Annotated in this window: 10 protein-coding genes; 5 read left to right on the top strand and 5 right to left on the bottom strand. The window is 72.1% G+C overall.

Features of this window, described 5'->3' with window-relative positions:
• Positions 1–370: 370 nt before the first annotated feature.
• Both Cba03nite_RS32695 and Cba03nite_RS32690 read right to left on the bottom strand, forming a co-directional pair.
• The gene (locus tag Cba03nite_RS32695) at positions 371–1,423 is read right to left on the bottom strand and encodes a LacI family DNA-binding transcriptional regulator (RefSeq protein ID WP_203754718.1); all 1,053 of its coding nucleotides are present in this window, start codon (positions 1,421–1,423) and stop codon (positions 371–373) included.
• Between the two features lie 243 nt (positions 1,424–1,666).
• Positions 1,667–5,140 carry a discoidin domain-containing protein gene (locus Cba03nite_RS32690; protein ID WP_203754715.1) on the bottom strand — a complete coding sequence of 1,158 codons (3,474 nt, stop codon included), beginning with the start codon at positions 5,138–5,140 and terminating at the stop codon, positions 1,667–1,669.
• 310 nt (positions 5,141–5,450) lie between these two features.
• Between Cba03nite_RS32690 and Cba03nite_RS32685 the strand changes: the two genes are divergently transcribed.
• Both Cba03nite_RS32685 and Cba03nite_RS32680 read left to right on the top strand, forming a co-directional pair.
• Positions 5,451–6,857: a GH1 family beta-glucosidase gene (locus tag Cba03nite_RS32685; protein ID WP_203754712.1), complete on the top strand. Its 1,407-nt coding sequence runs from the start codon at positions 5,451–5,453 to the stop codon at positions 6,855–6,857.
• 239 nt (positions 6,858–7,096) lie between these two features.
• The gene (locus Cba03nite_RS32680) at positions 7,097–8,341 is read left to right on the top strand and encodes an FAD-binding protein (RefSeq protein WP_203754709.1); all 1,245 of its coding nucleotides are present in this window, start codon (positions 7,097–7,099) and stop codon (positions 8,339–8,341) included.
• Positions 8,342–8,500: 159 nt separating this feature from the next.
• On the opposite strand, the gene Cba03nite_RS32675 is transcribed toward Cba03nite_RS32680, so the two are convergent.
• A complete protein-coding gene (locus Cba03nite_RS32675; RefSeq protein WP_346113427.1) occupies positions 8,501–9,352 on the bottom strand; it encodes an NAD-dependent protein deacetylase in 852 nt (283 codons plus the stop codon).
• A gap of 207 nt (positions 9,353–9,559) precedes the next feature.
• On the opposite strand from Cba03nite_RS32675, the gene Cba03nite_RS32670 reads away from it, so the two are divergent.
• A complete protein-coding gene (locus Cba03nite_RS32670; protein WP_203754703.1) occupies positions 9,560–11,236 on the top strand; it encodes a glycosyl hydrolase family 18 protein in 1,677 nt (558 codons plus the stop codon).
• Between the two features lie 108 nt (positions 11,237–11,344).
• Positions 11,345–11,902, top strand: coding sequence for a GNAT family N-acetyltransferase (locus tag Cba03nite_RS32665; RefSeq protein ID WP_203754700.1), 558 nt, complete (start codon positions 11,345–11,347; stop codon positions 11,900–11,902).
• 71 nt (positions 11,903–11,973) lie between these two features.
• On the opposite strand, the gene Cba03nite_RS32660 is transcribed toward Cba03nite_RS32665, so the two are convergent.
• Complete coding sequence (locus Cba03nite_RS32660; protein WP_203754697.1) at positions 11,974–12,939, bottom strand: GlxA family transcriptional regulator; 966 nt, start codon at positions 12,937–12,939, stop codon at positions 11,974–11,976.
• Positions 12,940–13,009: 70 nt separating this feature from the next.
• Here Cba03nite_RS32660 and Cba03nite_RS32655 point away from each other — a divergent pair, with 70 nt between their 5' ends.
• A complete protein-coding gene (locus tag Cba03nite_RS32655) occupies positions 13,010–14,308 on the top strand; it encodes an APC family permease (RefSeq protein WP_203754694.1) in 1,299 nt (432 codons plus the stop codon).
• 81 nt (positions 14,309–14,389) lie between these two features.
• Here the strand turns inward: Cba03nite_RS32655 and Cba03nite_RS32650 are convergent, their stop codons facing one another.
• Positions 14,390–15,163, bottom strand: a complete 774-nt coding sequence (locus tag Cba03nite_RS32650) for a hypothetical protein (protein WP_239126182.1) — start codon at positions 15,161–15,163, stop codon at positions 14,390–14,392.
• Between the last annotated feature and the right edge of the window lie 51 nt (positions 15,164–15,214).

Raw genomic sequence — 15,214 nt, 5'->3', positions numbered from 1 at the left:
GGCAGCAGTCGTCAGGACCAGCGCGGCGGCGAGCAGCGGCGCGGCGGCCATGACCGCACGGCGGCGCAGGCGCGACCCGTTGTGTGCTGGACGCATTCTTTCCTCCAACCAGGAAGGGATGGTGGTGTTCAGTGAGGGACGTACGGCGGAACATCATCGGAGAGCGCTCTCCCATGCGAGAGCATCGTCCGGCACCCCCGTCCTGTCAAGCCCCGGTTGCCGCACTGTTACCAGTACACGCATCCTGCCTGCTCACCCGGCCCTCACCGGCCCCGCCGCAGCGTTGTCGATCATGAAGTTGTGGCCATGACACGCCGCCGAGCCGTGCCATAAGTTCATGATCAACGGGAAACGACGGGCCCGGGGGCCGTCAGGCGGAGGCGCGGAGGATGAGTTCGGGGTCGAAGATGACGCTGGTGGTGCGGTTGGCGCGCTGGTCGATGCGGGCCAGGAGGAGGCGGGCCATCTCGGCGGCCATGTCCTCGACGGGCTGGCGGACCGTGGTGAGCTGGGGTCGGCTGGCCAGGGCGGCGCTGCTGTCGTCGAAGCCGACCACGGCGACATCGTCCGGAACGGATTTCCCATGATCGCGTAGCACGGCCAGGGCGCCCTGGGCCATCACGTCGCTGGCGACGAAGACGCCGTCGGTCTCCGGGTGCTCGGCGAGCAGGCGTTCCATGGCGCGCTCGCCGCCCTCGTGGGTGAAGCCGCCGTCGTAGCTGGGCACGTACGCCACGCCCTGCTTGGCCATGGCCTCGCGGAAGCCGTGCAGCCGGTCGGCGCCGGCGGGCATGTCCACCGAGCCGGAGATGGTCGCCACGTGCTGGCAGCCCCGGGCCGCCAGGTGGTCGGCGGCCAGCTTGGCGCCGGTGTAGGTGGCGACGTCGACGTAGCTGATCGGCATCGGCGCGGCGGGGCGGCCGTACAGCACGGCGGGCACGGCGGCGTCGGCGAGCAGGCGCGGCAGCGTGTCGTGCGGGTGCAGCGAGAGCACCACGACGCCGTCGACCTGCCCCTGGCGTACGTCCGCCACGACCTTGGCGCAGGCGTCCTCGTCACCGGCCAGGGTCAGCGCGAGGTGCACGCCGGACGGGCGCAGCACGCTGAGCACGCCGCCGACCACCCGCCCGAAGAACGGGTCGGAGAAGAAGCGGCCCAGGAACGGGTCGTCGGCGGCCCGGTTCTCGGCCTCGGAGACGACCAGGGCGATGCTGCCGGTGCGGCCGGTGACCAGCGAGCGGGCGGCCCGGTTGGGCACGTATCCCGTCGTGCTGACCGCGTCCCAGACGATCTTGTGGAGCTGGGGGTCGACGTTGCGGATGTTGTTGATCACCCGCGAGACGGTGGCCCGGGAGACCCCGGCCACCTGCGCGACGTCCTCGAGCGTCGGCAACCGCTGCGCCGGCGTCTGGTCACTGGTCATGAGCGTCTTTATAGCACAAAGGGAGAGCGCTCTCCGCCCTCCACCAGCGCGAACTTCCGACGCGCGCTGGCACTCGCGCCGCCGTGCGGACATGATCACTCGACTTGCCTGGCACATGGGCGAATGGCGCTTCAAGATACGCCCAGGTGCCTGGCAAGTCGAGTGATCACGCAGGGGAGGCCGGAGTGGTGCGGCGGGCGGCTCGGCGGCTCCACCCGCCGCACCCGGCGAGACGTTCGGGGATCAGTTGGCGTAGACCCCGAACTCCCACAGTGAGTAGCCGTACGTGGTGGCCCGGTCCAGGCCGTTCATACGGACATAGCGGCCGGTCGCGGTGACCGGGATGATGTCGAACCCGCCGTTGCCGGCGGTGGTCGAGTAGACCGTGCTCCAGTTGGTGCCGTCGTTGGAGACCTGCACCTGGTAGGACTTGGCGTAAGCCGCCTCCCAGCCCAGCAGCACGTTGTTGAACGTGCGCACCGAACCCAGGTCCACCTGCAGCCAGGCGGTGGCGACCCACTCGCTCGCCCAGCGGGTGTCGTAGTTCGCGTCGACCGCGTACGACGGCAGCTGCGGCCCGTTGGTGCCGGTCGGCTGGTACGTCGAGGCGGTGGCCGGGCGGCCCTGGGCGATGTTCGTACCCGCGACCGTCGGCGGGATTACCCGGATCGACTTCTGCTCGATGCCCACGTTGCCGTGACCGTCGAAGGCGTACACGTAGATCTTCCAGACGCCCAGCTGCTGCGGCGCGGTCACCTGGAACTCGTTGCCGTTCTGGGTGAACCGGACGTTGTCGAAGCCGCGGTTGCCGTTGATGTGCTTGTTGCTGAGCATCAGGTTGTAGCGGATCAGGTCGCCCTGCGGGTCGCTCGCGCCGACGTACAGCGTGAACGTCTTGCCGGCCTGGATCGCGCCGGGGCTGCCGATCACCATGCTGATGATCTCCGGCGGGGTGTTGGCCGAGGCCGTGCCGGAGTACGCCTGCTTGAGCGCGTGCCAGCCGTGCCGGCGCCAGCCGCCGGTCAGCGTGTTCAGCCAGACGCCGCCGAAGTCGTTCTCCAGGCCGTAGTGGAACTCGGTCGCGCCGAGCGCCACGCCGGGGTGGCTGAGGATCGCGTTCCAGCTCGCCGTGTACTGCGCGCGCTTGGCGAGATCCGTGGGCTCGGTGGGCACGCCGTTGGCGTCGTTGGGGACCTCCCACTCGCCGTCGGGGCCACCTTCGGTGAGCACGTACGGCTTGGTGTAGCCGCCGTCGATCCACGCCTGCTTGAGGCCGCCGACCGCGCCGTAGGAGTTGATGCCGTAGATGTCCAGCGCGGGCGAGTGGTTCTTGTAGTACGGCCACGCGCCGACCCAGGCGTCGGTCGAGGTCACCGGGTGGTTCGGGTCGGCGGCGTGGATCGCCACCGCGACCTCGTTGACGAACGCGGCGTACGCGTTGCGCCGCGCCTCGACCTCGGCGGCCGGCAGGCCGAAGTCCTGCATCGTCAGCAGCACCTCGTTGCCGACGTCCCACATCAGCACGCCCTGGCGGTTCTTGAGCGTGTTGACCCGGGCCACGATCTCGGCCTTGACGCTGTTCTTGTACGCGGTGTCGTTGACGTAGTCGGCGCCCTGGTTGAGCCAGTGCCCGACGATCACCTTGATGCCGTGCCGGGCGGCGGTGTCCAGCAGCACCGGGGTCTGCGTGTCGTCCACGCCCCAGGTGCGGATGGTGTTGACGCCCATGTTCTTCAGGTCGCGCATGTAGCCGTCGGCCGCGCCCTGCGGCGGGCCGTAGGTCAGGCCCTTCACCAGGTACGGCGCGCCGTTGACCTGGAGCTGCCAGTTGCCTTGGCTGCCGGTGACCCGCACGACGCTCGGCCCGGCCGGGACCGCCGGGTCGGTCATCGCGGTGGGCGTGGTGCCGGTCTGCCGGGACACGGTGACCCGGTCCACGGCCATGACGCCGCCGGAGGTGGTCTCCGGCGTCGGCACCGTCTCCCCGGCGATCGCGTTGGCGTAGAGGCCGCCGATCGCGAGGTCGAGCCGCAGGTAGAAGCCGTGGTGCACGGCGGCCTGCCACGCGGCCACGCCGACCTGGCTCTCCCGCACCACCCAGGTCTGCACGCCGTCGAGGTAGAAGCGGATCTCCTCGTCGGTCTTGGTGCGGTCGATGACCTGCGCGTACTCGTGGAACCCGGTCTGGCAGCCGGTGCAGCTGGCCAGGCCCGAGGTGCGCCCGTTGTACTCGCCGCACGGCCCGTCGGGCGCCGTGCCGCAGTGCAGCGTCTGCGAGAGCTGGCTGCGGCCGTTGACGCCGCTCATGATGTCGGTCTCGCCGACACCCGGCCAGTTGTTGTAGTTGCCGCGGTACGCCGCGCCGGTGGACCGGAACGCGGGCCAGTAGCCCAGGCCGTTGGCCACGTTGGGCTGCTGGATGACCGCCGAGAAGCGGGTGAGCTGGCCGGGCTGCGGGGCGAAGTCGGTGCGCTGGGTCTCCAGCTTGCCGGAGGTCCAGTTGCCGGCGCCGTCCCGGATCGCCTTGATGTTGAGCTTGCCGTCGCCGGTCAGGTAGACGTTGGCGGTCGACGCGCTCGCGGTCTCGATCTCACCGGTGCCGAAGTTCGCCGCGCCGCCGGGGTACTGCGTACCCGTGCGCAGCAGCCAGTTCGCGGCGCTCGGCGAGGTGTTCGCCGCGCCGTCGAAGTTGTCCTCCCACACCGTGGTCCAGGGGCCGGACGGGCTGGGCGAGGTGCTCGGCGAGGTGCTCGGCGACGGCGGGGTGCCGCCCACGAAGACCTGCACCTCCCACAGCGAGTAGCCCCAGCCCGTGGCGCGGGCGGTGCCGTACACGCGCAGGTAGCGGCCGCTGCCGCCGACGGTCAGCGTCTGCGTGCCGCCGGTGCCGGTCGTGGTGCCGTAGAGATCCGTCCAGCCGCCGGTGCCGGTGGCCGAGGTCTGCACCTGGAACGCGGTGGCGTACGCGCCCTCCCACTGCAGCACGACCTTGCAGATGCTCTGCGTGCTGCCGAGGTCGATCTGGAGCCACTGCGGGTCGCTGGCCGCGCTGGACCAGCGGGTGCCGGCGTTGCCGTCGACCGCGGCGGAGGCGGGCGTGCCGCCGTTCTCGACCGACGAGGCCGTCGCGGTCTTGCCCTGCGCCACGTTCGTGGTGCCGCAGCTGCCGGGGTTGGTGCTCGGGCTCGGGGTCGGGCCGAACGAGCCGTAGACCTTGAACTCGAACAGCGAGTAGCCGTAGCCGCTGCTGCGCACCGTGCCGTGCATCCGCACGTAGCGGCCGCTGCCGGTGACGGCGAGGGTCTGCGTGCCGCCGGTGCCGGTGGTGGTCGTGTAGACCGGCGTCCAGTTGGCGTCGTCGTTGGAGGTCTGGATCTGGAAGGAGCGGCCGTAGGCGCCCTCCCACTCCAGCACGACCTGGCTGATGGAGGCGGTCGCGCCGAGGTCGACGCGGATCCACTGCGGGTCGCTCCACTGGCTGCCCCAGCGGGTGCCGGAGTTGCCGTCGACCGCGTACGCCGCGGCCAGGTCGGCACCCTGGACCGAGGAGGCGGTGACGGGCTTGCCCTGCGAGATCAGGGTGTCGGCGGCGCTGGCGGTGGTGAACGGGACCACCAGCGCGAGCGCGGAGATCGCGGTGGTGACCGCGACGGGTATCGCTATCCGCCAGCGGCGGGCGATGTGCCGCACGCCCGGGCGGTGTCTGACGGGGGTCATGGGGCTCCTGCCTGTTGTCACGGGGGAGTCCGGCCGGGGGGCCGGGATCGACATATGGAGAGCGCTCTCCGAGTGTTACGCCGTAGTTTCCGCGCTGTCAAGACAGCGACTCTCGGCGATGCCGAACTGTCCGCATGAGACTGGTTCGTCCGCGCGTCGCGCCGTCGGTGGTGGGTGGGTCTTGACATCGCAGGGGTACGCCGGGGAGCCTGAGACTCGTTCGGAGAGCGCTCTCCATTCCGTTTCCCGGACGCCGTCCCGCTTTGCCAGGGACGTTGTAGCCCGCGCCGCGCTCACCGAAGGGGAGCCCATGCCTGCCCAGACCGAGGCACCGACCGCAGCACAGACCGGGGAGCTGCGATTTCCCCCCGACTTCTGGTGGGGTGCGGCGACCGCCGCGTACCAGATCGAGGGCGCCGTGGCGGAGGACGGCCGCACTCCGTCCATCTGGGACACGTTCTGCGCCGAGCCCGGCCGGGTCGTCGACGGGCAGACCGGCGCCGTCGCCGCCGACCACTACCACCGCTACCGCGACGACGTCGCGCTGATGCGGGAGATCGGGCTCTCGGCGTACCGCTTCTCGGTGTCCTGGCCGCGCGTGCAGCCCGGCGGGCGCTCCGGGGCGAACCCGGCCGGCCTCGCCTTCTACGACCGGCTGGTGGACGAGCTGCTCGGGGCGGGCATCAAGCCCGCGGCCACGCTCTACCACTGGGACCTGCCGCAGGAGCTGGAGGACCGCGGGGGCTGGACCGCCCGCGACACCGCGCTGCGCTTCGCCGACTACGCGGCCGCCGTCGCCGACCGGCTCGGCGACCGGGTCAAACTGTGGTGCACCCTCAACGAGCCCTGGTGCACCGCATTCCTCGGGTACGGCCTCGGCGTGCACGCCCCCGGCCGGACCAGCCCCGGCGACGGCCTGCTCGCCACGCACCACCTGCTGCTCGCGCACGGCCTCGCGGCGCAGGCGCTGCGCGCGGCGGTCCCCTCCGCGCAGGTGTCGATCGCGCTCAACCAGGGCGCGGTGCGCCCGCTGACGGACTCCCCCGCCGACCGCGACGCCGCCCGGCGCATCGACGGCCTGCTCAACCGGATCTTCCTCGACCCGATCATGACGGGCGCCTACCCGGCCGACGTCATGGCCGACACCGCACCGGTCTGCGACTGGTCGCACGTGCGCGACGGCGACCTGGCCGTCATCGCCGCGCCGCTCGACGCGCTGGGCGTCAACTACTACGCGCCCGACCTGGTCAGCGCCGCCCCGAGCCCGGTCGAGGAGCCCTCGCCGTACCCGGCGAGCCAGGGCGTCGCGTTCCACCAGACGCCCGGACCGCGCACCGAGATGGGCTGGACCGTGGACCCGACCGGCCTGCGCGAGGTGCTGCTGCGCCTGCACGCGACCTACCCCGAGCTGCCGCTCTACGTCACCGAGAACGGCGCGGCCTACGACGATGCCGTCGACGCCGACGGCCGGGTCCGCGACGGCGACCGGATCGCCTACCTGCGCGACCATATGGCCGCCGCGCACGAGGCCATGCGCGCCGGGGCCGATCTGCGCGGCTACTTCGTGTGGTCGCTGCTGGACAACTTCGAGTGGGCGCTGGGCTACGGCAAGCGGTTCGGCCTGATCCGGGTGGACTACGACACCCAGCGCCGCACCCTCAAGGACAGCGCGCTGTGGTACCGCGACGTGATCAGGAGCGGGGGCGTCGCGGTCTGACACCGTCCACGCAGGATGGTGCCGGCCGGGCGGTGACGCCGGCCCCCTCCGCCGACGTCACCGCCCCTGTGCGAGCCCTATTCGGCCGCCATTCCGCGCGGTACGACACCCGCCGGAATGCGCCTATCCCCCCTTTTCCGCGCTTTCTCACAGCACCGAATGGCCTAGGGGCAATAACGCTTCCGTAACTCTGACCGAAGTCGTCGAGGCTCGCAGAAACGACCTTTAGGCTCTCCCTCATGTCGACTGAGGTGACCAACTGGGCCGGCAACGTCGTGTTCGGCGCGGCGCGGCTGCACCGTCCCACCACGGTGGACGAGCTGCGCGCCGCCGTCGCGGGCGCGCGCCGGGTGCGGGCCCTGGGCACCGGGCACTCCTTCAACCGCATCGCGGACACCCCGTACGACCTGGTCGCCACCACCCGCCTGCCACGCGTCATGGACCTGGACAGCGCCCGCGCGACCGTACGCGTCTCCGCCGGCACCCGCTACGGCGAGCTGGCCCCGCACCTGCACAAGCACGGTTTCGCGCTGCCCAACCTCGGCTCGCTGCCGCACATCTCCATCGCGGGCGCGGTCGCCACCGGGACCCACGGATCCGGTGACCGCAACGGCAACCTGGCCACGGCCGTGTCCGGCATCGAGCTGGTCACCGCCGACGGCGAGCTGACCACCATCGGCGGCGACGTGCTGCCCGGCAGCGTGGTGTCGCTGGGCGCGCTCGGCGTGGTCACCGCGCTGACCCTGGACCTGGTGCCCACCTTCGACATACGCCAGCGCGTCTACGAGGACCTGCCGCGCGCGTCGCTGGAGGAGCACTTCGAGGAGGTGTTCGGTGCGGCGTACAGCGTCAGCCTGTTCACCCGCTGGCGCGGGCCGGACGTCGAGCAGGTCTGGGTCAAGCAGCACGCCGACGAGCCCGCGCCGCCCGCGGAGCTGTTCGGGGCGCGCCCCGCGGACGGCCCGCGCCACCCGATCGTCACCATGTCGCCGGTGAACTGCACCGAGCAGCTGGGCGAGCCGGGGCCGTGGCACGAGCGGCTGCCCCACTTCCGGCTCGACTTCACCCCCAGCGCGGGCGACGAGCTGCAGTCGGAGTACTTCGTGCCGCGCGAGCGGGCGCTGGAGGCGTTCGCCGCGCTCGACGGGATCGCCGCGCGGATCGCGCCGGTGCTGCTGGTCTCCGAGATCCGCAGCATCGCCGCCGACCGGCTGTGGCTGAGCCCCGCCTACGGCCGCGACAGCATCGCGTTCCACTTCACCTGGATCGCCGACGACGCGGCGGTCGCACCGGTGGTCGCCGCGGTGGAGGACCGCCTGGTCCCGCTGGGCGCCCGCCCGCACTGGGGCAAGCTCTTCGGCGTCGACCCGGCCGCGGTACGCGCCCAGTACCCCCGCCTGCCCCACTTCACCGACCTCGCCACCCGCCTCGACCCCGACGGCCGCTTCCGCAACGCCTTCCTCGACCGCTACCTCCCCGCCTAACCCACCCCGCCCCGCCCGGCCCCGCCCCGTCCGCCGGCCCGGCCCGGCCGCTTGATCATCCGACTTGCCCGGCAAGTGGGCGAAAGCGCGCTCAAGATACGCCCGTTTGCCAGGCAAGTCGGACGATCTTGGCGGGGCGGGGCGGGGCCGGGCGGGGTGTCAGGCGAGGGATTCGGTGAGGCGGTGGCCGCCGAGGCGGTGGACGAGGTCGGGGAGGACCTGGCCGAGGGGGGCGTCGAGGGTGAGGGTGGCCTGGTCGTCGGAGCGGGTGACGCCGCGGTTGACGATCGCCACGGGGATGCCGAGCTTGACCGCGCGGATGACGAAGCGGCGGCCGGACATGACGGTCAGCGACGAGCCCAGCACCAGCAGCAGCTGCGAGCGCTCGACCAGGTCGAAGCACTCCTGCACGCGCGGGGCGGGCACGGTCTCGCCGAAGAAGACCACGTCTGGCTTGAGCATGCCGACCTGGCAGCCTGAGCAGTCGACGGTGGCGAACCCGGCCAGCTCGTCGTCGCCGAACTCGACGTCGCCGTCCGGGTGCACGGCGGTGATCCGGGCCGTGAAGTCCGGGTTTGCCGAGTGCAGTCGGCGGTGCAGCTCCTGCCGGCCGGTGACCGAGCCGCAGTCCAGGCAGACCACCCGGTCCAGGCTGCCGTGCAGCTCGACCACGCCGGTGGCGCCCGCGGCCTGGTGCAGGCCGTCGACGTTCTGGGTGATGATGCCGCCGAGCAGGCCCTGGCGCTGCAGCGCGGCGACGGCGGCGTGCCCCGCGTTCGGTGAGGCACGGGCGATGGTGCGCCAGCCGAGGTGGCTGCGCGCCCAGTAGCGCACCCGGGCGGCGGGTTCGCGGGTGAAGGCCTGGTACGTCATCGGGGCGGTGCGCCGCTGCACGCCGTCCGGGCCCCGGTAGTCGGGGATGCCCGATTCGGTGGACAGACCCGCGCCGCTGAGCACGGCGACATGGCCGCGCTCCATCAGGCGGGCGAGCTGTGCGACGCGCTCATTCATGCCATACACCCTGCCACGCGGCCTTCAGCGACTGCATGCCGAAGTTAATCATTGAAAGGTGTCTTTACTGATAGGTTTCTTTAATTTATGTTGGCGATTACATGACGCAGCCTGCTCATCCCCCAAGGTAGGTGGTATCTCATGCAACGCCCAGCTCAAAGCCTTCGCACCCGGATACTGGCGGCTTCGGCCGCCACCGTCGTCGCGATGGGCGTCTCCCTGGCCATTTCGACGTCCGCCTCGGCGGCCAACCTGATCGCCAACCCGGGCCTGGAAAGCGGCAGCCTCTCCCCGTGGAGCTGCAGCAGCGGGCTCGGCAGCGTCGTCACCACGCCGGTCCACGCCGGCACCCGGGCGCTGCAGGGCTCGCCCAACGGCTCGAACCACGCCCAGTGCAGCCAGACCGTCAGCGTCACACCGAACACGGCGTACGTGCTCAGCGCCTGGGTGCGCGGCGGCGGCGGTTACGTGTACCTCGGCTACACCGGAGGCACCGAGACCTGGAACCCGTCCGCCTCCGGCGGCTGGGTCAAGCTCAGCCTCAACCTCACCACCGGCGCGAGCCAGACCTCGCTGACCGTCAACGTGCACGGCTGGTACGGCCAGCCCGCGTACCAGGCGGACGACTTCGCGCTGGACGGGCCCGGCACCCCGCCGAGCAACCCGCCCACGCCGACCGTGGCGCCCAGCTCGCCCCGGCCGTCGCCGTCGGCGTCGAGCAGCCCGCCCCCGCCGCCGCCCAGCTCGCAGCCCCCGCCGCCGCCCGGTGGCAAGAAGCTGCTCGGCTACTTCGTCAACTGGGGCGTCTACCAGCGGGCGTACCACGTGAAGAACATCGTGACCAGCGGCTCGGCGGCGAAGCTGACGCACATCAACTACGCGTTCGGCAACGTCACCAACGGCCAGTGCGTGATCGGTGACGCGTACGCCGACTACGACCGCGCGTACACCGCGGCCGAGAGCGTCGACGGCGTCGCCGACACCTGGGACGCCGGGGCGCTGCGCGGCAGCTTCAACCAGCTGCGCAAGCTCAAGCGGGCGTACCCGAACATCAAGATCCTGTGGTCGTTCGGCGGCTGGACCTGGTCCGGCGGCTTCGGCCAGGCCGCGGCCAACCCGACCGCGTTCGCGAACTCCTGCTACAACCTGGTCGAGGACCCCCGCTGGGCCGACGTGTTCGACGGCATCGACATCGACTGGGAGTACCCGAACGCCTGCGGCCTGTCCTGCGACAGCAGCGGCCCGCTCGCCTTCCGGAACCTGATGCAGGCGCTGCGCACCCGGTTCGGCAGCAGCTACCTGGTCACCGCGGCGATCACGGCCGACGGCAGCAGCGGCGGCAAGATCGACGCCACCGACTACAACGCCGCCGCGCAGCACCTCAACTGGTACAACGTGATGACGTACGACTACTTCGGCGCCTTCAACGCGCAGGGCCCGACGGCGCCGCACTCGCCGCTGACGTCGTACACCGGCATCCCCACCGCCGGGTTCAACTCCGACGCCGCCATCCAGAAGCTCAAGGGCAAGGGTGTCCCGGCGTCGAAGCTGCTGCTCGGCATCGGCTTCTACGGCCGCGGCTGGACCGGGGTCACCCAGGCCACGCCGGGCGGCACGGCCACCGGGGCGGCACCGGGCACGTACGAGGCGGGCATCGAGGACTACAAGGTCCTCAAGAACAGCTGCCCGAGCACCGGCACCATCGCGGGCACCGCGTACGCCAAGTGCGGCAGCAACTGGTGGAGCTACGACACCCCGAGCACCATCGGCGGCAAGATGTCGTACTCCAACACGCAGGGTCTCGGCGGCGCCTTCTTCTGGGAGCTGACCGGCGACACCACCGGCGGCGAGCTGATCACGGCCATGAAGAACGGCCTCGGCTGACCTGACCCCTCACCACCGGCCGAGCGGCGGGCGTCTTTCCCACGGGACGCCCGCCGCTCTCCATCCAACTCGCTCGCCACCGGTGCACCGAGGTGCGAGGATGCGCCGGTGCAGCACTACCTGGAGACGGAGCGGCTGATCCTGCGCCGGTTCACCGCCGACGATCTCGACGCGCTCTACGAGCTCGACGCCGATCCGGAGGTCACCCGTTTCATCAACGGCGGGCGGCCCACTCCGCGCGAGGAGATCCGGGACGAGCTGCTGCCGAGGTTCATCGCGCAGTATGAGCAGTTCCCCGGCTACGGGCGCTGGGCGGCGGTCGAGAAGGCGGGCGGCGCGTTCCTCGGCTGGTTCGCGCTGACCGCCGACCCCGCCGAGCCGGGCACCGCCGAGCTGGGCTACCGCCTGCGCCGGTCCGCGTGGGGGCGGGGGTATGCCACCGAGGGCGCCCGCGCGCTGGTCGACAAGGGCTTCGCCGAGCTGGGCATGCGCCGGGTAACCGCGAACACGATGACCGTCAACACCGGCTCGCGGCGCGTGATGGAGAAGACCGGCCTGCGCTTCCTGCGCACGTTCTTCCTCGACTGGCCCGACCAGATCGAGGGCGGCGAGCACGGCGACGTCGAGTACGAACTCCTCCGTGAGGAGTGGTCCCCCACGTCATGATCGTCCGACTTGCCAGGCAGGTGGGCGTATCTTGCGCTCGCATACCCACAGGTGCCTGGCAAGTCGGACGATCAAGGGACCGGGCGGCGGAAGGTCTGGCGGTAGGTGTGCGGGGAGATGGAGGTGAAGCGGCGGAAGTGCTGGCGCATGTTGACGGCGGTGCCGAAGCCGGTGCGCCAGGCGATGCGCTCGATCGGCTCGTCGGTGGTCTCCAGCAGCTCCTGGGCCAGGCGGATGCGCTGCTCCAGGATCCACTGCAGCGGGCTGACCCCGAGGCCGTCCCGGAAGCGCCGGGCGAAGGTGCGCGGGCTCAGGTGCGCCTGGGCGGCCAGCTGCGCGACCGTCAGCGGCTGGCCGAGCCGCTCCCGGGCCCAGTCCAGCACCGGCGCGATGTCGTCGGCGCGGTGGTCGCCGCGGGCGAGGGGCTGGGCGAACTGGCTCTGCCCGCCCTCGCGGTGCGGCGGCACGACCATCCGCCGGGCGACCTCGTTGGCGACCGCCGCGCCGAAGTCGCAGCGCACCAGGTGCAGGCACAGGTCGATGGCGGAGCCGGTGCCGGCCGAGGTGAGCACGTCGCCCTCGTCGACGTAGAGCACCTCCCGGTCCACTTTCACCTCCGGGTAGCGGTGTGCGAAGTCGACCATGTTCATCCAGTGCGTGGTGGCGCGGCGGCCGTCCAGCAGCCCGGAGGCGGCCAGCACGTACGCCCCGCTGCAGATGGACGCGATACGGGCGCCGCGGGCGTGCGCCGCCCGCACGGCGTCGACCAGCGCGTCCGGCGGCCCGCACTGGGTCATCCGGCTGCAGGCCGGGACGAGCACGGTGTCGGCGTCGGCCAGGCCCTCCAGCCCGTACGGCGGCTGCACGGTCAGGCCGGAGCGCACCGACAGCGGGCCCGGCTCGGCGGCGCACAGGCGCAGCTCGTACCAGGGATCCACCAGATCGGACCGGTCGATGCCGAACACCTCGCAGGGCACGGCCAGCTCGAACACCGGGATGTCGTCGGTGAGGGCCAGTGCGACCACATGCCGCTTCATGGCAGGATCCTATCGCAGCACGGCATTCCTGCCACTGTTCCGCCGCCCAGCCGCAACGCAAGGTAGACCCATGACCGAGACGATCACCAGGCCGCAGGCGACCAGCCCGGCCACCCTCGCCACGGGCGCCCGGGGCCTCACCACGGCCCAGGGCGCGGCGCTCTACGTCGGCGCGGTGCTCGGCACCGGCGTCATCGCGCTGCCCGCGCTGGCCGCGCAGGCCGCCGGTCCCGCCTCGCTGATCGCCTGGCTGGGCCTGGTGCTGCTGTCCGTGCCACTGGCGATGACCTTCGCGGCGCTCGGCGCCCGGCACCCTGACGCGGGCGGCGTGTCCACGTACGTGCGGCTGGCCTTCGGTCCCCGTGCGGCGGCGGCGATCGGCTGGTGCTTCTACTTCGCCGTCCCGGCCGGGGCACCGGCGGCGGGCCTGTTCGCGGGGGCGTACGTCGAAGCCGCGGTCGGCGGCGGGCAGCGCACGGTGCTGCTCACCGCCGCCGCGCTCATGGTGGCGGTGACCGCCGTCAACACCTTCGGCGTCACCGTCTCCGGCCGGGTCCAGCTGGTCCTGGCCGTGGTGCTGGTCACGCTGCTGCTGGCGGCCGTGCTCAGCGCCGCGCCGCACGGGGACACCGCCAACCTGCGCCCGTTCGCGCCGCACGGCTGGCTCGCCATCGCACCGGCCGCCGCGCTGCTGGTCTGGAGCTTCGCCGGCTGGGAGGCGATCACCCACCTGGCCGCCGACTTCCGCCGCCCCGAGCGTGACCTGCCGCGGGCCGCAACCATCGCGGTGGTCGTGGTGGGCGTGCTCTACCTGTCCGTCGCCGCCGCGGGCATCCTGGTGCTCGGGCCGCAGGCCACCTCCGGCGCGCCGCTGGCCCGGCTGCTGGAGATCGGCCTCGGCGGACCGGCGAGCGCGCTGGCCGCGGCGGCGGCGGTGCTGATGACCTTCGGCACCATGAACGCCTACTACAGCAGCGCGGCCAAGCTCGGCGCGGCGCTGGGCCGGGACGGCGCCCTGCCGGGCTGGCTGGCCCGCGGCGCGAGCGCGGGCGACGTGCCGCGGCGCAGCCTCGCCGTGACGTCGGGCCTGGCCACCCTGGCGATGGTCGCGGTGGCCGTCACCGGCACCGGCGCGGAGCCCCTGGTGCTGCTCACCACCGGCATGTTCGTCGCGGTGTACGGGCTGGGCACCGCCGCCGCGCTGCGCCTGCTGCCCAAGGGCACGGCCGCCCGGCGGCACGCCATGGTCGCGCTGGTCGCGGTGGTCGGCCTGCTCGCCGCCACGGGGTGGTACCTGGTGTGGCCGCTGGTGATCACCGCGGGGGCGCTGCTCTACCACCGCCGCAGGCACCGGGCCGGTGCCGTCTGACCCGTCACACAGTCGAAGCTCCGTCCAGCCGGGGAGGCAGCATGGACGGAGCTTCGTCTGGCCGGGCGCACGCGGCCCGGGTCACTTGCCGAGCGACTCGCAGCCGGTCTCGTCGGGCAGCAGCGGGCGGATGCTGACCGTCCAGCTCTTGCCCCCGGACGTCCACGGGGTCAGCGAGGTCGCCTTGGCGGCCGCGCTCATCACCGCGTCGGCGTCCTTGCCCTCGGCCACGACACAGCCGAGGTTCAGGCCCTCGCCCTGCGACGCGCCCGGCAGCGCCGGACCCGGCCAGGCGATCTCGGGCCCGGCCGAGGTGCCGTCGCCCGGCGCCTGCCACGGGGTGGCGATGGCCGCGACCTTGACCGGCTTGTACGGCTCGGACGCGCTGACCGCCTTGGCGCCCAGTGTCGTCGGCAGGTCGGTGACGGCCTTCATCAGGTCGAGCAGCTTCTTACGCGCGTCGATCTGGGCCGGGGTCAGGCCCGCCGCCGGCTCCAGGTTGTCCATCAGCGCGTACACCTCGGTGCGCTGCACGCCGTCGGCGGTGGTCACCATGAAGCGGGCGTTGGGCAGGTCGGCGACCTGCGGGGTGCCGTAGTCGACGCCCTGCTTGCCGACCCCGGCCGCGACCGCGAGCTGCACCAGCTTCTGCACGTCGCCGGTGGAGATGCGCTGCACCTGGAGGTTGGGCAGGGCCGCCGGCGGGTAGATCATGGTCACCGGGCCCTGGGTGATCACCCGCCCGTCGGCGTAGACGCTGACGTCCGGCAACCGGGTGAGGTTGAAAGCCGGGGGGACGAAGCCGCCGGCGTGGTCGATGCGCAGCGCCACCGTGTCGCCACCGGGCAATGTCATCGGACCACCTTCGCCGTCCGCGGCGTCGATCGGACGCGCGCAGCCCGCGGC

The organism is Catellatospora bangladeshensis, assembly GCF_016862575.1.
Taxonomy (GTDB): domain Bacteria; phylum Actinomycetota; class Actinomycetes; order Mycobacteriales; family Micromonosporaceae; genus Catellatospora; species Catellatospora bangladeshensis.
The sequence above is the reverse complement of the archived record's forward strand: the minus strand, read 5'-3'. Positions and strand labels throughout refer to the sequence as shown.

What these genes read in the sequence shown, in the direction of transcription:
- Cba03nite_RS32695 (WP_203754718.1), bottom strand. Translation starts at nt 1,423, where the DNA reads ATGACCAGTGACCAGACGCCGGCGCAGCGGTTGCCGACGCTCGAGGAC.
- Cba03nite_RS32690 (WP_203754715.1), bottom strand. Translation starts at nt 5,140, where the DNA reads ATGACCCCCGTCAGACACCGCCCGGGCGTGCGGCACATCGCCCGCCGC.
- Cba03nite_RS32685 (WP_203754712.1), top strand. Translation starts at nt 5,451, where the DNA reads ATGCCTGCCCAGACCGAGGCACCGACCGCAGCACAGACCGGGGAGCTG.
- Cba03nite_RS32680 (WP_203754709.1), top strand. Translation starts at nt 7,097, where the DNA reads ATGTCGACTGAGGTGACCAACTGGGCCGGCAACGTCGTGTTCGGCGCG.
- Cba03nite_RS32675 (WP_346113427.1), bottom strand. Translation starts at nt 9,352, where the DNA reads ATGAATGAGCGCGTCGCACAGCTCGCCCGCCTGATGGAGCGCGGCCAT.
- Cba03nite_RS32670 (WP_203754703.1), top strand. Translation starts at nt 9,560, where the DNA reads ATGGGCGTCTCCCTGGCCATTTCGACGTCCGCCTCGGCGGCCAACCTG.
- Cba03nite_RS32660 (WP_203754697.1), bottom strand. Translation starts at nt 12,939, where the DNA reads ATGAAGCGGCATGTGGTCGCACTGGCCCTCACCGACGACATCCCGGTG.
- Cba03nite_RS32655 (WP_203754694.1), top strand. Translation starts at nt 13,010, where the DNA reads ATGACCGAGACGATCACCAGGCCGCAGGCGACCAGCCCGGCCACCCTC.
- Cba03nite_RS32650 (WP_239126182.1), bottom strand. Translation starts at nt 15,163, where the DNA reads ATGACATTGCCCGGTGGCGACACGGTGGCGCTGCGCATCGACCACGCC.